Below are 14,533 nucleotides of genomic sequence, written 5' to 3'. Positions count from 1 at the left end.
TTCCGGTGGCGTGCCTAGGGTTGGGGTATGGCTCGACTGCTCATCGTTCACCACACCGTCTCGCCCGCGACCCAGGAGATGCTGGAGGCGGTCCTCGACGGCGCACGCACAGACGATATCGAAGGGGTGGCGGCCAGGTCGACGCCGGCTCTGTCCGCGACCGCCGCTGACCTGCTGGAAGCCGATGCCGTACTGCTGGGGACGCCGGTCAACATCGGGTATATGTCGGGGGCGTTGAAGCACTTCTTCGACAATGTGTACTATCCCGCGCAGGACGGGACGGGCGGTCTGCCCTACGCGCTCTTCGTCCACGGGGACAACGACACCTCGGGGGCGGTGCGGGCTGTGGAGTCCATCACCAAGGGGATGGGGTGGCGGCGGCACCGGCCCCCGGTCCTGGTGACCGGACGGCCCGACGGGGCGGCCCGGGAGGCGTGCTGGGAGCTCGGTGCGGTGATGGCCCTGGCCGCCCTCGGTGAGGCGTGAGGGAGACGGGGACACAGCGGTTTGGTGCACCTCTGACCCCGTCCGAGCGGAAAGCCCGGGAAAAGTCGGAGTCAGCATTGCCCGAAACGGGACGGCGCATCACCGCGCCGGTGCCCGAACCGGACAGGATGGCCGTGTCCGGTGCTTTCCGATCCACCGCGTGGCCTGCCCACCGGCCCGAGATACCCGAGGGCCGCGCGGTGCCCCCTCTTCGGGACCGTGCCGGAGGGCTCAGTACCCGCGCCAGCCTTCCAGGTGGTAGTCGATGATGCGGGGGTTCATGAGGGTGGACGACCGTACCCCGGGGTCGCGCCGGTCCATCGGGAACACCAGGGCGGCCTCCAGGAGTTCGGCGTCCAGGAAGCGCAGCGGCGGCGCGTCCTCCGGGATGGCCGGTGTCGGGGCGGTGTCGTGGGAGGCCAGGTAGAACCCCCAGTTCCCGAAGGAGGGGACGTCCACGTTGTAGGGGGTGGCGGCCAGCCCCGCCTCCTCCAGGGAGTGGCTCACACTCCAGAACGCCTCGGGCGCGAAGAACGGTGACCCCGCCTGGACCACGAGACGGCCGTCCTCGGCCAGGGCGTGCTTGATCAGGGAGTAGAACTCCACCGAGTACAGCTTGGCCGGTCCGACGTCGGAGCCGTCCGGCAGGTCGGCGACCACCGCGTCGAACGTCCGTGCGTTCTCCTGGAGCCAGTTGAAGGCGTCGGTGTGGACGACCTCCACCCGCGGGTCCTCGAAGGAGTCCTCGTTGGCGGCCCTGATCACCGGATCGGTGGAGGACAGTTCGACGACGGCGGGGTCGAGGTCGACCAGGGTCACCGAGGAGACGTCGTCGTAGCCGAGGAGCTCCCGCAGTGCCAGACCGTCGCCGCCGCCCAGGACGAGTACGTCCTGGTGCGGCCCGTTCATCACCGGGTGGATCAGTGACTCGTGGTACCGGTACTCGTCCAGGGTCGAGAACTGCAGGCTGCCGTTGAGGAACATGCGCGTGTCCTCCCCGTCCAGCGACTGCGTGATGACGATCTCCTGGTAGTCGGAACGCTCGGAGTGCACGATCGGGGCACGGTAGAGGGCCTGGCGGGCGTCGACCTCGAAGCGTTCGGCGTAGGCGAAGGCCAGGGCGAGCACGGCGACGATGAGGACGAGCCCGGTGGCCAGGGCGATGTGGGCGCGCCGGGTGAGCTGCGACCGGAAGAGCCAGAGCACCACCGCCACGCCGACCACGGCGTTGAGCGCGCCGACCATCAGTGCGCCCTTGGGCAGGCCGAGCAGGGGCAGCAGCAGGAACGGGAAGGCCAGACCGCCGATGAGTCCGCCCACGTAGTCGGCGGCGAACAGGTCGGCGACGGCCTCGGAGGCCTCCTGTTTGCGGATGCGCTGGATGAGCGTCATCAGCAGGGGGATCTCCATGCCGATGAGCATGCCGATGACGAAGGCCAGCACGACCATGGCCGGCTGGTAGGCGTGCAGCCAGGCGAAGGCGCCGTAGAGCAGGAGGACCGACAGGCCGCCCACCAGCGAGAGCAGCCCCTCGATGACGGCGAAGGCCACCACCGGGCTGGACTGGTACCGCTTGGACATCAGCGAGCCGATGCCCATGGCGAACACCATCACCGACAGGACCACGGCGGCCTGGGTGATGGTGTCGCCGAGCAGGTAGCTGCCGATGGCGACCAGAGCCAGTTCGTAGACCAGACCGCAGGCGGCGCAGATGAAGACCGCGGTGAGGATGAGCAAACGTGCCAGCCGCGGCGGTACGGGCAGGCGGAAACCGGTCCTCGTGCCCGGCGGGCCGGTGCGTTCGGTGGTCTCTGTCTCGGCGGTGTCGGTCACGGGCGGTGCCTGTCTGTGGGGTGGGCCGGGCCGGGGGCGGGGGCCGGTGGGTGTGTCGGCCGCGGGTCAGGTGAGTGCGGCGGCGATGACGACGGCGATGGCGATGTGGGAGGTGGCGCTGACCCAGGAGGCGGGGTGGGGTTCGGGGCTGCTGATCATCTCGGTGATCTTGACGGGGGTGACGAGGTCGATGAGCAGGAAGGCCAGGGCCATGACGGCGAGGCCGATGAGGCCGTAGACGCCGGTGGAGACCAGGCCGGGGACGAGGCCGAGTTCGGATTCGCTGCTCATGATGGCGGAGAAGACGACGATGGCGGCGCCGAGGGTGTTGGCGGAGACGAGGAGGACGGCGTTGGTGTTGCGGTCCTCCCAGATGAGTTTGTGGAGTTTGCCGGGGGTGAGCAGGTCGACGACGAGGTAGCCGACGATGAGGATGACGATGCCCACGCCGCCGTAGGCGAGTGCTCCGAGGGAGTTGTACAGAAGGTCGTTCATGGGTCCAGTTCCACGGGGTCGGGGGATGGATGTGCGCTGGTCGGGGCGTATGTGGCGGATACGCCCCTTCGCAGGTTACTTGCCCGAGCCAGGACCGCCACCGCGGAATCCGCCTCCGGTGCTCGTACCGCTCGTACTTCCGGTGCTGCCGCTTCCGGCCCTGATCGTGGTCGTCCTGGTGCCGGTATCGACGTCGTCCTCGCACTGGTCGTCGTCGTACCGGGGATCGGTGACGTGGTCGTCGTCGGGGCAGTAGTCGCTGGTGCCGTTCTCGCAGGCGGCCTCGTCATAGCGCCAGTCCGCCACGTCCGACTGGTCGGGGCAGTAGCCGATGCCGGTACTGACGGTTCGGACCGTGTCGGCGCCGTTCGCCGGTACGCCGTTGCCGCAGGCGCTGAGCAGGGCGATGAGCAGGAAGGTGACGGCCGGTGCCGCGATCACCGTGATCCGGGCTCTCTGCTGTCCGTTTCCGGCGTGGGCACCGCCTTCGGACGCGTACTTCACGGGGGGTTCTCCTCAGGGAAAGGGGCACGGTCGCCGCAGAGGAGCGGGCTTGTCGCGGGCGACCCGTGATGGCTGTACCGGGCACGGCGGGTCACCGGGTCCATGCCGGGGCGGGGGCTCCGCGGAGCCCCCGCCCCGGCATGCGCCGGCCCGGTTGTGCCGGATCGTTCGGTAGCCCGGTGGTGCCTGTCCGGTGGGTGTGTCGGCCGCGGGTCAGGTGAGTGCGGCGGCGATGACGACGGCGATGGCGATGTGGGAGGTGGCGCTGACCCAGGAGGCGGGGTGGGGTTCGGGGCTGCTGATCATCTCGGTGATCTTGACGGGGGTGACGAGGTCGATGAGCAGGAAGGCCAGGGCCATGACGGCGAGGCCGATGAGGCCGTAGACGCCGGTGGAGACCAGGCCGGGGACGAGGCCGAGTTCGGATTCGCTGCTCATGATGGCGGAGAAGACGACGATGGCGGCGCCGAGGGTGTTGGCGGAGACGAGGAGGACGGCGTTGGTGTTGCGGTCCTCCCAGATGAGTTTGTGGAGTTTGCCGGGGGTGAGCAGGTCGACGACGAGGTAGCCGACGATGAGGATGACGATGCCCACGCCGCCGTAGGCGAGTGCTCCGAGGGAGTTGTACAGAAGGTCGTTCATGGGTCCAGTTCCACGGGGTCGGGGGATGGATGTGCGCTGGTCGGGGCGGTGGAAGCGGTGGCCGGAAGGCTACTTGCCGAAGCTCGCGCCGCCGCCCCGGTAGCCGCCTCCGTCACTGTCGCAGGAGGCGGCCAGGATCAAGGGCGCCACGATGGCCGCGAGGGACAGGAAGATGTTGAGCGCGACCTTGTTCTCGACGTCCTCGTATTCGTCGTCCGCCATGGGGGGTCCTTGTCGGTCAGCGGTTCGGTAGAGGGGTCACTTGCCGGAGCCCGAACCGCCTCCCCGGTAGCTGCTTCCTGAACCGCCGCCTCCGAAGAAGAAGAAGCCGCCTCCGCTGTTGGAGCTTTCGCCTTCGCGATACCCGCCGTCGTTCTCGCACTCGTCGTCGTCGTACCGGGGATCGGTGACGTGGTCGTCGTCGGGGCAGTAGAGACTGGTCCCGTTCTTGCAGTTCCTCTCGCTGTAACGCGAGTCGGGGACGGTCTCTTGCGCGGGGCAGTAACTGATACGCCCGTTGTTGGAACAGGCGCTGAGCAGGGACACCATCATCACCATGGCGATCATCGCCAAGCCCGCGACGGTCAGGGGCCGTTTTCTCGTAGAGGTGCTGCCGAGGTGGTTCATGGCGGGGGTTCTCCTCACGTCAGGGGATGGTCACGGTCGACGCGGTGCTCACCAGCTCGCCGCTCTGGGGGTAGGCGTGCCAGGTGCGCCACGTGAGCGGCCCGCCGTCGCCGCGGGTCAGGTGCAGCGCGGTCACCGCGAGGCGGTCTCCTGGGAAGGAGACCAGGAGGCCGCCGGGGGCGTCGGTGACCTCGTCGTGGAGCCGGCCCACCCGGCGGTGCAGTTCACCGGGGGAGAGGGTCTCCACGCTGGAACGGAAACGGTACCCGCCGGCGGCGACCGAGCGCTCGGTCACCGCAGGGAGGCGCCCGTCGACACCGGGCAGGCAGGCGACGGTCTCGACCAGTGTGCCCGCGGGGGACTCGACGACCACCTGATGGGAGGCTCCGAGCACCCGCAGTTCCGTTCGCGGACCGTGCGCGCCGACACTGCGGGTGGCGAGGGGGTCGATCAGGGGGTGGTCCAGCGTCCACACCAGGTCGGCCGCACTGGTGTCGACGAAGGGAACGCTGATGCTCGCGAGCACGGCGCTCAGCTCCCGGGGTAGATCGTGAAGCTGCCGGGGAGGACCTTCCTACCGACGCTGACCTCCCAGGGGCCGTGGTCGAAGCGCTCGAAGGAGAGCAGTCGGCCGTCGGAGGACTCGTAGTCGGCGTAGTCCATACCGCCGGCGGCCTTCAGGCCGGTCGTCCCCTCGGAGCGGTAGGAGCCGCTGCCCTTCTCGTCGAGCTGGTAGGTGACGCCTTCGAACTCCAGGGTCTTGGCGTGCGGTGTGAGCTCCACGTCGGGGCGCGCGTCCCACACGGCCAGCTCCAGGGTGGGGTCCTCCTCGACGGACAGCCAGGCCTTGCCCTCGTCCGTCTCGAAGAAGTGCTCCGTCCAGGTGAAACCGCCCTGGGACAGGCGCAGGGAGCCGCGGATCCAGGTGCGCTCCACGCCCCAGTCCAGCATGTCGCCGGCCTTGAGGGTCCGGGGGTCGCCGGTGGTGTCGCCCTCGGGGGCGAAGGGGTCCTTGGGGGTGGTCGGGGTGTGGGGGGCGGTCTTCGTCTGGTTCTTCCTGAGAGCGACGACGACGGCGACGACGGCGATGATGACGGCGACGAGGGCGATCGCCACCGCCAGGACAACGACAGTCAAGGTTCCTCGATTCGCGGGTAGGGCGGGTGCCGATCATGTCAGACGTGAGGGGGCTCCCACCGGTTCCCTCGGTGGCCGGTTTCGGACAGTCGCGCCCCCTGTTTCAGGGGGCGTTATGTGGAGGAATCGGGCGGGAGCACATCCTATTGTGCCCGGTCACCGGTCTCTACGGGGAGAGAGGGGTCACCTCCCCAACGACTCCACGAACCGGGGTAGAGACGGGCCCCGGCGTATCCGGCGTGCTCCAGCGCCAGGAGGTCGTGGCAGGCGGTCACCCCGGACCCGCAGTAGGCGGTGACGGTGGCGGCCGTGTCGGCTCCCAGCGCCGAGAAGCGTGCGCGCAGAACCTCCGGAGCCGCCAGCAGACCCCGTTCGTCGAGGTTGCCCTGCCACTCGGCACTGCGGGCCCCCGGGACGTGTCCGGGTCGGGCGTCGACCGGCGCGGGCGCCTCACCCGTGTAGCGGCAGTGGGCGCGCGCGTCCAGGAGCAGGTGTGCGGGGTCGCCGGTCAGAGAGGCGACCGCGTCGGTGTGCACGATCCGTTCCTGCGGCCAGGGCCGGGCGGTGCGGCGCCCCGGTTCGGGGGTCGTGTCACCGGTCTCCAGCTCCCCGGTCCACTCCGCCAGACCGCCGTCGAGGAACGCCGCCGGGGTGCCCAGGGCACGCAGCATCCACACCATCCGGGCCGCGACGGAACCGTTCGCGTCGTCGTAGACGACCACGGTGGAGTCGTCGCCGATGCCCAGGCGCTTCAGGGCAGCGGCGAAGTCGGTCGGGGAGGGCAGCGGGTGGCGGCCGTCCTGAGCGCTGGCCGGGGCGGCGAGGTCGGTGTCCACATCGGCGAACACGGCGCCGGGCACGTGCCCGGCGCGGTAGGCGTCACGGCCCGAACGGCCGTCGAGGTACCAGCGGGAGTCGACGACGACCACGCCGTCGCGGTTGTCGCGGAGCCAGTCGGCGGAAACGGCCACGGGAAGGTCACGATGGTCTGACATGCCGCCAGACTAGAGGAGTGGCCCGGTCGGCACCGGAAAGTCCGCGAGTCCGCTGGTTCCTCCGGCTGTGGAACCGCCCCTCGGAGAAGGGCGCAGGTCACACGGCTCGCACGCGGTCCTTTCGGTGCACCGTGAGGATCCACCACAGCCCCAGGAAGGGCAGCACCAGGGGGACGTAGCCGTAGCCCGCGCCGAAGCCCGACCACACCGTGTCGTCGGGGAAGAGCGAGGGCGCCAGGAGGCCGACGGCCCCGACCGCGACGACGCCGACGGCCTCGACCGCGCACGAGACGAGTGCGACCCGGCGCGAGGTCCGCCCCGCGCGGGCCAGGCCGACGGCCGCCACGAGGTAGACCGCTCCGGCGAACACGGACAGCAGGTAGGCGGCCGGGGCCTCGTCGAACCTCGTGGCGAGCTGGTAGGTACCGCGCGCGGTCGCGGCCAGCGCGAACACCGAGTAGACGGCCACCAGGAGCCGTCCGGGCCCGGCACGCAGGGCCTTGTCGGGTGCCGTGGGGTCAGACAACGGGGTTCCAGAGCTGTTCGAGGCGGACCATGAGCACCGGCAGGACCAGGCAGGCGAAGGCGATGACGGCGGAGCCCCACTTGCTGCGCTCCATGAACCCCCACACGGCGCAGGCCGGGGGCAGCAGGACGACGGTGGCCAGGTAGGACACGTACATCACCGTCTCCTCAGGCCCCTCACCGCCGATGAGCGCCACGGTGGAGACCACGCCCTGGCCGATCACCAGCAGCCAGAGCAGGCCCATGCCGACCAGGTGCGGTACCAGCATCGGCTGGTCGCGGAAGGTCGAGACGAGGCACCATCCGGCCATGGCCAGCGATGCCATCTGGATTGTCATGGTCAGCCAGTCGACCACGCCGCCTCCACTCGTGCTCCCCGGTGTCCGCCCATGTCAGCGGCCCCGCTTCGTCTACGACACAGCGTAGTACCCGGGGCGGCCCCGGCGGACCCCAGGGGAGGGGTCAGCTCACCGCCCCGGCCTGGCGGCGGGCCACCGCGGCGTGGATCTGCGCGAGCGCGTAGCCGGTGATCTCGTCGCCGCTCGTGACCGAGGAGCCCATGCTCCTGCGCACGGACAGCACCGCGTCGGCGGTCTCCGACCCGTAGTCGCCGTCCACGCCGTGGACGGGCAGGCGGCCTCCCGCGTACAGGAGCATCTGCTGGAGCAGGGTGACGCGCTGCCCCCGGTCGCCCCTCTTGAGTCCGAGCATGTCGTCTCCTTCCGTTCCGGCCCCGGGAGGCCGGGTGAACGTGCCGTCGCGCACCAGTGCGTAGGCCGTGTCGCCGGGGCAGGACGTGGACACGAAGTCGCGGTGCCCCAGCACCGTGCCCGCGACGGAGGTGTCGGGCTCCATCAGCCACGCCCGCAGCAGGCGCACGGCGTCGATCTGCTCCGGGGTAACGGGGTCCCCCGGGCCGGTGGCCAGGGTCGCCGAGTAGTGGGTGGAGTTGCCGCCCGGCTGGGCGGCCTGCTGCCGGTACAGGCCGCGCCCCTCGACCACGTAGCCGTGCGCACAGCACAGGAACGAGTAGGCCAGGTCGGCCCAGCGGCGCCGCGGGCCGGTGTGGAAGGCGCGGGTGCGCCGCCAGTAGTCGAGGCACGCCGCGTGGGGGGCGGCGGCGAGCCCCTGGTCGACGCTGTCGTAGTGGATGACCAGGCCGGACTTGGGATCGGCGTACGACGCCGGGGTGGGACCCCAGCCCAGGTCCGAACGGGAGACGTACAGGCGCGGTCGAGGCATAGGGCCATTGTGACAAGGGGACACGCCCAAGAGTAGCCGTTTCCCTACTTTGGGTACTGATGTGGCCTGCGGGGTCACCGAGACCTTCGGGCGTGGCGGCGCACGTGCGCGGCGGCCCTCGTACGGCACGATGGGACCAACCGTTCCGGGAGGTGGCCCTGTGCTGTCCGCGCACACCGTCGACGCCGTCCGCGAGGCCGAACACGCGCTCATGGCCCGCGTGCCCGAGGGGACGCTCATGCGCCGGGCCGCCACCGGCCTGGCGCTGGAGTGCGCTCGCCTGCTGCCCCGCGTGTACGGGGCGCGCGTGGTGCTGCTGGTCGGAAGCGGCGACAACGGCGGGGACGCCCTCTACGCGGGCGCGGCCCTGGCGGCGCGCGGGGCGTCCGTGCGCGCCCTGCTCGCCGGTGCGCGCGCCCACGAGGGCGGCCTGGCGGCGCTGCGCGCGGCGGGCGGGCGCGCACGCCCGTTCGAGGGCGAACCGGACGGCGCTGCGGAGCTCTTCGGCGCCCACCTCGTCGTCGACGGCATGCTGGGCATCGGCGGGCGCGGCGGGCTGCGCGAGCCCTACGCCACCCTGGCGGTGCTCACGGCGAACACGCGGGCGCCCGTCGTCGCCGTCGACCTGCCCAGTGGCGTGGACGCCGACACCGGCGAGGTGCCCGGGCACGCCGTGCGCGCCGACACCACCGTCACCTTCGGCGCGCGCAAGCCCGGACTGTTCGTCGACCCCGGCGCCGCGCGGGCGGGGCGGGTGCGCTTCGTGGACATCGGCCTGGCACCGGAGCTCGGCGGCCCCGCGCTGCTCGTCCCCCGGGCCGAGGACGTGGCGGCGCTCCTGCCCCGGCCGGGCGCGGAGAGCGACAAGTACCGCAGAGGGCTGCTGGCGGTGCGGGCCGGATCGGACCGCTACCGGGGCGCGGCGGTGCTCACCGTCGGGGGAGCGCTGCGCACCGGTGTGGGGATGGTCCGCTACGGCGGTGCCGCCGCGGCCGTCGACGAGGTCCTGGCCCGCTGGCCGGAGACGGTGGCCGAGGAGCTCGACCCCAGGAGCAGCACCAGGCTCGACCCCGGCCGCGCGGCGGCGCTCGTGATCGGGCCGGGCCGGGGGACGCAGCCGGCCAACATCGACGAACTCCACGCCGTCCTGGACAGCGACTGCCCGCTGCTCATCGACGCGGACGCGCTGACCCTGCTCGGCGGCAACGGGCACGTCCCGCTCGCCGACACCCTGCGCGAGCGGACCGCGCACACGCTGCTGACCCCGCACGCCGGGGAACTCGCCCGCCTGCTGCCGGGCTGCGAGCGCGAGGAGATCGAGGCGCGGCGGCTGGAGCACGTGCGGCGGGCGGCGGAGAGGTTCGGGTGCACGGTGCTGCTCAAGGGCTCGACCACCGTCATCGCCCAGCCGGGCCTGCCCGTGATCGCCAACCCGACGGGGACGCCGTTGCTGGCCGCGGCGGGTTCGGGCGACGTGCTGGCGGGGGCGGTCGGCGCGCTGATGGCGGGCGGGCTGCCGCCGTACGAGGCGGCGGCGTGCGGTGCCTACCTGCACGGGCGCGCGGCGGCGCTGGCCCGGGGAGGTGCTCCGGTCAGTGCGACGGACCTGTGGGACGGGCTGTCCCTGGCCCTCGACGAGGTCTATCGGGTGGAATGAGCGCCGCCGTGCCTACGCCAGGCGGCGGGCGGCGTCGAGGCCCTTCTGGACGACGTCGGTGATGAAGTAGTCGCCGGGGTCGCGGTCGTCGCGCAGCACGCCCACGCTGTCGTCGTCCACCCACAGGAAGTCCGTGTGCTTGTCCGGCTCCAGCCGGGGCGCCGACAGGTCGCCCTCGACCCGCACCAGGTAGTCGACCTCGCTGCGCGTCACACCGTCGCCCGGGTCCCAGTCCAGGGAGAACAGCTCCGTGAGCACCGCGGTCAGGCGCCAGCCGGTCTCCTCCCCGATCTCGCGCGCCAGCCCTTGCAGCATCGTCTCGCCCGGTTCGACGTGGCCGCCGACGATGTCCCAGCAGTGCGGGAACACCTTGCGTGTGGGGGAGCGGCGCTGGGCGAACACCCTGCCCCGGGGGTCGGCGATCACGGCGCCCGCCACCCAGGTCCGTCCGTCGGCCGTGTCCGGGAACTCGATCCCCGGTGCCACCTCGATGTTCATGCGTCCTCCTCCTCAGGAGACCCTACGCCCCCGGGCTTTCCCCTGCGGGGCATGCGCAGGGTGAGCAGCCTCGCGCGCGGGGACAGCTCCGACGCCAGGCCGAGGACCGCCTCGGTGCGCGTGTGGTCCTCGTCCAGCACCGAGAACAGGTTGACGCCCAGGTAGTAGGTGATCGCGCCGTAGGCCACCTCCTTGGCGGGCAGCAGCCTGCCGAGGGCGGAGCCGCCCAGTACCCGCTCCCACTCCCGTTCGACGAGGGCGATCCAGGGTTCGCGCCATGCCCTGCTCTCCGTCCCGCTGCTGTTCGCGCTGGCCCTGGAGGGCGTGGGCGGCTCCACCCTCCTGCCCACGGCGGGCACCGGAGAGGGCGGTGTGTTCGTCGACGCGGACCCCGGCGCGGTCGCCGCAGCCCTGGCCGCACCCGCCGGAGTACCCCGGGTTCGAGGCGCTCTTCCTGCGCGCCGTCCCCTTCCCCGAACCGGTCGGCGCCCGCGGTGAGGGCCTGGCGGTCGGTGACCGCCGCACCGTGGAGTTCACCCCCGGCCGTGCCCGGGGCGTCCTGTTCGTCGACACCGGGTGCTCCCCGTGCCGCTCCCTGGCCGTGTGGATCACCCTCCGCGCGCCGGTCGCACTCGACATTCGCCCCGCCGCCGAGCACCCCGAGCTGCTGCACCGGCTCACCTACGAACTCCCCGGGGGCCGCGCTGGAGCGGCACCGCCGCCCTGGCCCGTGCGATGGAGCACCTCAGCCTCGGCTGGGCGCTCACCGGCTGGGCCCTCGACCTGCCCGGCCCGCGGCACTTCGTCCAACTGTGCTCCGACGCCTTCGGCCCCGGCCCCCGGCCCGCGCGACGCCCGTCCGACAGGGCGGAGGCGTGAACCGGCGCTTCCCGGCCGGGGACACCGGCTGTTCGCCGGGTGCCGCACGCCGTTATGCTCGGTCCGGGACGCCCCGGGAGACACGGCGGACCCGCCCCCCAGCACGTACGAGGACCCCCATGGAAGAACAGGCCATGCTCGCGCGGGACCTCGTCCTGCGCGTCTGCGCCGGCGCCACCGAGTTCGACCCCCACTGGGTCAGGGCCGGCGGCAAGGTCACGACCCCCTTCGTCGTCCCGCGCGACCGCAACCTCATCCGCGGGATCGTCGAGGCCGGGCGCGCCCTGGGCGTCGAGCGACTCCTGGTCTGCCGCACGCGCGCCGAGTTCTCCTACGAGCCGGTCACGGAGATCCCGCCCGACACCGACACCCTCCTCGACCTCGTCCGGGGGTGGGGCACCGAGCCCACGGACTTCCTCGTCTGCGTCGAGGACTTCTCCGCCGCCGTCCTGGTGGCCGCCGACGAACTCACCGTCGCGGCCGGGCCCGCCGACTTCGTCCGCGCCCTCGTGGGCGCCGACATCCCCCACATGCGTGCGACCTTCGCCGCGCGGGCCCGCAACGACGGCGGATCCAACCTCGTCCGCGCAGCGCAGCTCTACCAGTGCGTCGAACCCGGGGCCCGCCACGCCAAGGCCGCACGCGTCCCCGGCCCGGACCTCGCCGAACGCCTCGCCTGCGTCCCCGAGCGCGCCCGTACCGGTTCGCCGCGCACCGTCCGCGCCCTGCGCGCCCTGCGCGCCCTGCGGGGGGCGTGGGGGTGGATCGCGCTCGTCGTCCTACTGGCCGCGCCCCTGGCCGTCCCCGGGCTGGACGCCGTCCTTCCCGCGCTGCTGGCCGCGTTCGTCCCGCTGCTTCTCCTGGCGCTCTTTGCCCGCTCCCGGACGCTCTCCTTCGCGACCCTGCTCAGGGGCGTCGCGCTCGGGGCCCTGCTGCTGTGGCCGATCGCGGCGGCCGAGTCCGCGCTGATCGCGGCGCTGGGTGCCGAACCCTACGGCGTGGCCGGGCACACCTACGTCGCCGTGCCGATCGAGGAGCTGGGCAAACTCCTGCCGCTGGCGGTGCTGGCGCTGGTGGCGCGCCGCCGGGCGCGGCGCCGGGCGCGGCGCCTGGCCGCCGTCGACTTCCTGCTCCTGGCCGCGGCCTCCGGAACCGGGTTCCAGCTCGCCGAGCGCCTGCTCACCGAGGTCTCCCTCGGCGCGGGCGCCCCCTCCGGTACGGGCGTGCTCGGCGGCAGCACCCTCTCCGCCCCCGACGGGGCCGTCCTCGCCGTGTTCGCCGGGCACGCCGTGACCAGCGGCCTGGTGGGCGCCGCCCTGGGGCTGGCGGTCGTCGGCCGCCGCTACGGCGGATGGCTGTGGCTGCTGCCCGCCGCCGCCCTGATCACGGCCTTCCTCGACCACCTGAACCTCAACGCCGTGCTGGCGGGGGCCGCGCTGCACCCGGCCACGGACCTCCTCCACGGCCTTTTCGGGGGAGGCGTGCTCACCCCGTGGCTGCTGGCGGCGGCGCTGCTGTGCGCGGTGGCCCTGGACTACCGGCTGATCGCCACGGCCGCGGAGAGCACCCCGCCGCTGCCCGGCCAGCCGCCCCTCGCACGGCTGCGGCGCCGTGCGTGGGGGCGCTCCATCTCCGCCCGGGTCCGGGTGCCGGGCGACATCGCGCCGGTGTTCCGCCGGGCCGCGCTGTTCTGGGCGGACCTGCCGGTCACGCTCGCCACGACGGTGTCGATGATCGCGCACGAGATGGCCGTGATGGTCATCGCCGCGCGCAGGGGCCCTGCCGCCCTGTGCGACACCTGGCGGTTCGTGCGGTGGCGGCGCGCCAACGCGATGGGCGAGGCGCGTTCGCAGGGACGGCCCTGGCGCGGCTACCCCGCCCGCGAGGACCTCACCAGGAGCGCCCACAGCCTGGCCATCCGGCTCGGCCTCGCCGCCACCGGCGGTGTGACGGGAGGGATGGCGGTGGTCGCCTCCCTCGCCGCGGTGGCGTTCACGGTAGTGGCGGCCACGGGCGCCGTGCCCGCGGGCGATCCCGCCTACGCGCTGCTGGCCCTCGACCGGATCCAGACCTGGGCGGTCGGCCTGGACCCGGGCGACACCGTGTGGGCCGCCCTGGCGCTCGCCGCCGCGCTCACGCTGCTGGTGTCCGGCAACGGCGTGCCCTACACCCACCCCCGCATGGGCGAGTTCCTGCGCTCGCCCGGCGCCAACACCGGTGTGGTTCTGGGGATGCTCGCCCCCGGCCAGGCGGGGTACGCGGTCCTGGGCCTGGCCGGGTTGGTGCTGCCCAGGCGGGTGGACCGCCTGCTCGTCCGCTGACGGGTCAGGAGCGGTAGGCGTCCCGTCGGTGACGGATCGAGTGGATCTCGATCACCTCCTTGTCCGGTCGGATCCTGTAGATGATGCGGTAGGTTCCGCGCCTTGCTGTGTGCAGTCCGCGGAAGGGTTCTTCGAGGGGTTTGCCTACGCGCCACGGGCTCTCGCGCAACGGGCCGCTGATGAACTCGTAGGCGGCGGAGGCCACTGCTTCGGGAAGATCCTCGGTCAAGGCGCACCTGGCAGTCCGTGTGTAGGCGATCCTCACGCGGCGGAATCCTTACCGAGCCGTGCGTCCATCAGGTCGGCCATCTCCTCCTCGCTGGTGAACTCCTCGGTGTCCGCGGACTCGGCCAGGTCTGCGCGGGTCTCCGGGTCGGCGAGGATGCTCAGCGTCTCCATCATGGACTCGTACTGGGCCACTGACATCATCACGACGGCCGGTCGGCCGTTCTTGGTGAACGTGTAGTCGGCGTGTTCACGCTGGGCGCGGTCGGCCAGTTCGGCGATTCTGGTCTTGGCTTCGGTGATGGGAATGGTTTCCATGGAGGCCATGATAACGACCGGTCGCTATTCCGTCCATGATTATGGGTGGTAAGGGGCGGTGTGCCGACCGGCTCCAGCACCGTATAGGACCGGGCGTGCGCGGCGGTGGCCCGAGGTTCGCCTCAAGGCGAACCTCGGGCCCCGGGTTC

The 14,533-nt window shown here is 72.1% G+C and carries 19 protein-coding genes and 2 pseudogenes; 5 read left to right on the top strand and 16 right to left on the bottom strand.

All coding sequences use genetic code 11. From position 1 onward, the window contains the following. Positions 1–27 precede the first annotated feature (27 nt). Positions 28–486 carry a flavodoxin family protein gene (locus ACFHWE_RS08770; RefSeq protein WP_416600165.1) on the top strand — a complete coding sequence of 153 codons (459 nt, stop codon included), beginning with the start codon at positions 28–30 and terminating at the stop codon, positions 484–486. A 231-nt stretch (positions 487–717) separates the two neighbouring features. On the opposite strand, the gene ACFHWE_RS08765 is transcribed toward ACFHWE_RS08770, so the two are convergent. The 12 genes from ACFHWE_RS08765 to ACFHWE_RS08710 all read right to left on the bottom strand — a co-directional run bounded on the left by ACFHWE_RS08765 (position 718) and on the right by ACFHWE_RS08710 (position 8,486). Further along, positions 718–2,319, bottom strand: coding sequence for a polyamine aminopropyltransferase (locus tag ACFHWE_RS08765; protein ID WP_416600164.1), 1,602 nt, complete (start codon positions 2,317–2,319; stop codon positions 718–720). 66 nt (positions 2,320–2,385) lie between these two features. After that, complete coding sequence (locus ACFHWE_RS08760; RefSeq protein WP_416600162.1) at positions 2,386–2,814, bottom strand: DUF350 domain-containing protein; 429 nt, start codon at positions 2,812–2,814, stop codon at positions 2,386–2,388. A gap of 75 nt (positions 2,815–2,889) precedes the next feature. Further along, positions 2,890–3,318 (bottom strand): hypothetical protein, encoded by a 429-nt coding sequence (locus ACFHWE_RS08755; RefSeq protein WP_416600163.1) that lies wholly within the window; start codon positions 3,316–3,318, stop codon positions 2,890–2,892. Between the two features lie 213 nt (positions 3,319–3,531). Continuing rightward, entirely contained in the window at positions 3,532–3,960 is a 429-nt protein-coding gene (locus ACFHWE_RS08750; protein WP_416600162.1) for a DUF350 domain-containing protein, read from the bottom strand. Between the two features lie 69 nt (positions 3,961–4,029). After that, positions 4,030–4,182 (bottom strand): hypothetical protein, encoded by a 153-nt coding sequence (locus ACFHWE_RS08745; protein WP_416600160.1) that lies wholly within the window; start codon positions 4,180–4,182, stop codon positions 4,030–4,032. A 36-nt stretch (positions 4,183–4,218) separates the two neighbouring features. Next, positions 4,219–4,587: a hypothetical protein gene (locus tag ACFHWE_RS08740; protein WP_416600159.1), complete on the bottom strand. Its 369-nt coding sequence runs from the start codon at positions 4,585–4,587 to the stop codon at positions 4,219–4,221. A gap of 19 nt (positions 4,588–4,606) precedes the next feature. Then, positions 4,607–5,113: a DUF2617 family protein gene (locus tag ACFHWE_RS08735; RefSeq protein WP_416600158.1), complete on the bottom strand. Its 507-nt coding sequence runs from the start codon at positions 5,111–5,113 to the stop codon at positions 4,607–4,609. Positions 5,114–5,118: 5 nt separating this feature from the next. After that, positions 5,119–5,724, bottom strand: coding sequence for a DUF4178 domain-containing protein (locus ACFHWE_RS08730; RefSeq protein ID WP_416600157.1), 606 nt, complete (start codon positions 5,722–5,724; stop codon positions 5,119–5,121). Between the two features lie 143 nt (positions 5,725–5,867). Further along, a complete protein-coding gene (locus tag ACFHWE_RS08725; RefSeq protein WP_416600156.1) occupies positions 5,868–6,719 on the bottom strand; it encodes a sulfurtransferase in 852 nt (283 codons plus the stop codon). A gap of 97 nt (positions 6,720–6,816) precedes the next feature. Next, positions 6,817–7,245: a hypothetical protein gene (locus ACFHWE_RS08720; RefSeq protein WP_416600155.1), complete on the bottom strand. Its 429-nt coding sequence runs from the start codon at positions 7,243–7,245 to the stop codon at positions 6,817–6,819. Next, positions 7,238–7,600 carry a hypothetical protein gene (locus ACFHWE_RS08715; protein ID WP_416600154.1) on the bottom strand — a complete coding sequence of 121 codons (363 nt, stop codon included), beginning with the start codon at positions 7,598–7,600 and terminating at the stop codon, positions 7,238–7,240. The genes ACFHWE_RS08720 and ACFHWE_RS08715 overlap by 8 nt, the downstream gene beginning before the upstream one ends. Positions 7,601–7,706: 106 nt before the next feature. After that, positions 7,707–8,486, bottom strand: coding sequence for an N-acetylmuramoyl-L-alanine amidase (locus tag ACFHWE_RS08710; RefSeq protein ID WP_416600153.1), 780 nt, complete (start codon positions 8,484–8,486; stop codon positions 7,707–7,709). Positions 8,487–8,646: 160 nt separating this feature from the next. On the opposite strand from ACFHWE_RS08710, the gene ACFHWE_RS08705 reads away from it, so the two are divergent. Continuing rightward, on the top strand, positions 8,647–10,143 hold the full coding sequence (locus tag ACFHWE_RS08705) for an NAD(P)H-hydrate dehydratase (protein WP_416600152.1): 1,497 nt from the start codon (positions 8,647–8,649) through the stop codon (positions 10,141–10,143). Between the two features lie 12 nt (positions 10,144–10,155). Here the strand turns inward: ACFHWE_RS08705 and ACFHWE_RS08700 are convergent, their stop codons facing one another. Continuing rightward, positions 10,156–10,641 (bottom strand): NUDIX domain-containing protein, encoded by a 486-nt coding sequence (locus ACFHWE_RS08700; RefSeq protein ID WP_416600151.1) that lies wholly within the window; start codon positions 10,639–10,641, stop codon positions 10,156–10,158. Then, positions 10,638–10,919 (bottom strand): annotated as a pseudogene (locus tag ACFHWE_RS08695) (TetR/AcrR family transcriptional regulator); the annotation flags it as partial. The gene ACFHWE_RS08700 and the pseudogene ACFHWE_RS08695, both read right to left, overlap by 4 nt. Between ACFHWE_RS08695 and ACFHWE_RS08690 the strand changes: the two are divergent. From ACFHWE_RS08690 to ACFHWE_RS08680, 3 genes and pseudogenes are all read left to right on the top strand, one after another. Then, positions 10,912–11,188, top strand: a pseudogene (locus ACFHWE_RS08690) (hypothetical protein); the annotation flags it as partial. The pseudogenes ACFHWE_RS08695 and ACFHWE_RS08690 sit on opposite strands and share 8 nt — an antisense overlap. 188 nt (positions 11,189–11,376) lie before the next feature. After that, positions 11,377–11,520, top strand: a complete 144-nt coding sequence (locus ACFHWE_RS08685) for a hypothetical protein (protein WP_416600150.1) — start codon at positions 11,377–11,379, stop codon at positions 11,518–11,520. Between the two features lie 119 nt (positions 11,521–11,639). Further along, positions 11,640–13,841 (top strand): PrsW family intramembrane metalloprotease, encoded by a 2,202-nt coding sequence (locus tag ACFHWE_RS08680; protein ID WP_416600148.1) that lies wholly within the window; start codon positions 11,640–11,642, stop codon positions 13,839–13,841. Positions 13,842–13,845: 4 nt separating this feature from the next. Here the strand turns inward: ACFHWE_RS08680 and ACFHWE_RS08675 are convergent, their stop codons facing one another. Further along, entirely contained in the window at positions 13,846–14,070 is a 225-nt protein-coding gene (locus ACFHWE_RS08675) for a type II toxin-antitoxin system RelE family toxin (RefSeq protein ID WP_416600147.1), read from the bottom strand. A gap of 32 nt (positions 14,071–14,102) precedes the next feature. Further along, complete coding sequence (locus ACFHWE_RS08670) at positions 14,103–14,384, bottom strand: type II toxin-antitoxin system Phd/YefM family antitoxin (protein ID WP_416600146.1); 282 nt, start codon at positions 14,382–14,384, stop codon at positions 14,103–14,105. Positions 14,385–14,533 lie beyond the last annotated feature (149 nt).

This window comes from Nocardiopsis sp. LOL_012 (assembly GCF_048060475.1).
GTDB lineage: Bacteria > Actinomycetota > Actinomycetes > Streptosporangiales > Streptosporangiaceae > Nocardiopsis.
Note: the sequence above shows the minus strand (reverse complement) of the source record. Positions and strands in the feature narration are given on the sequence as shown.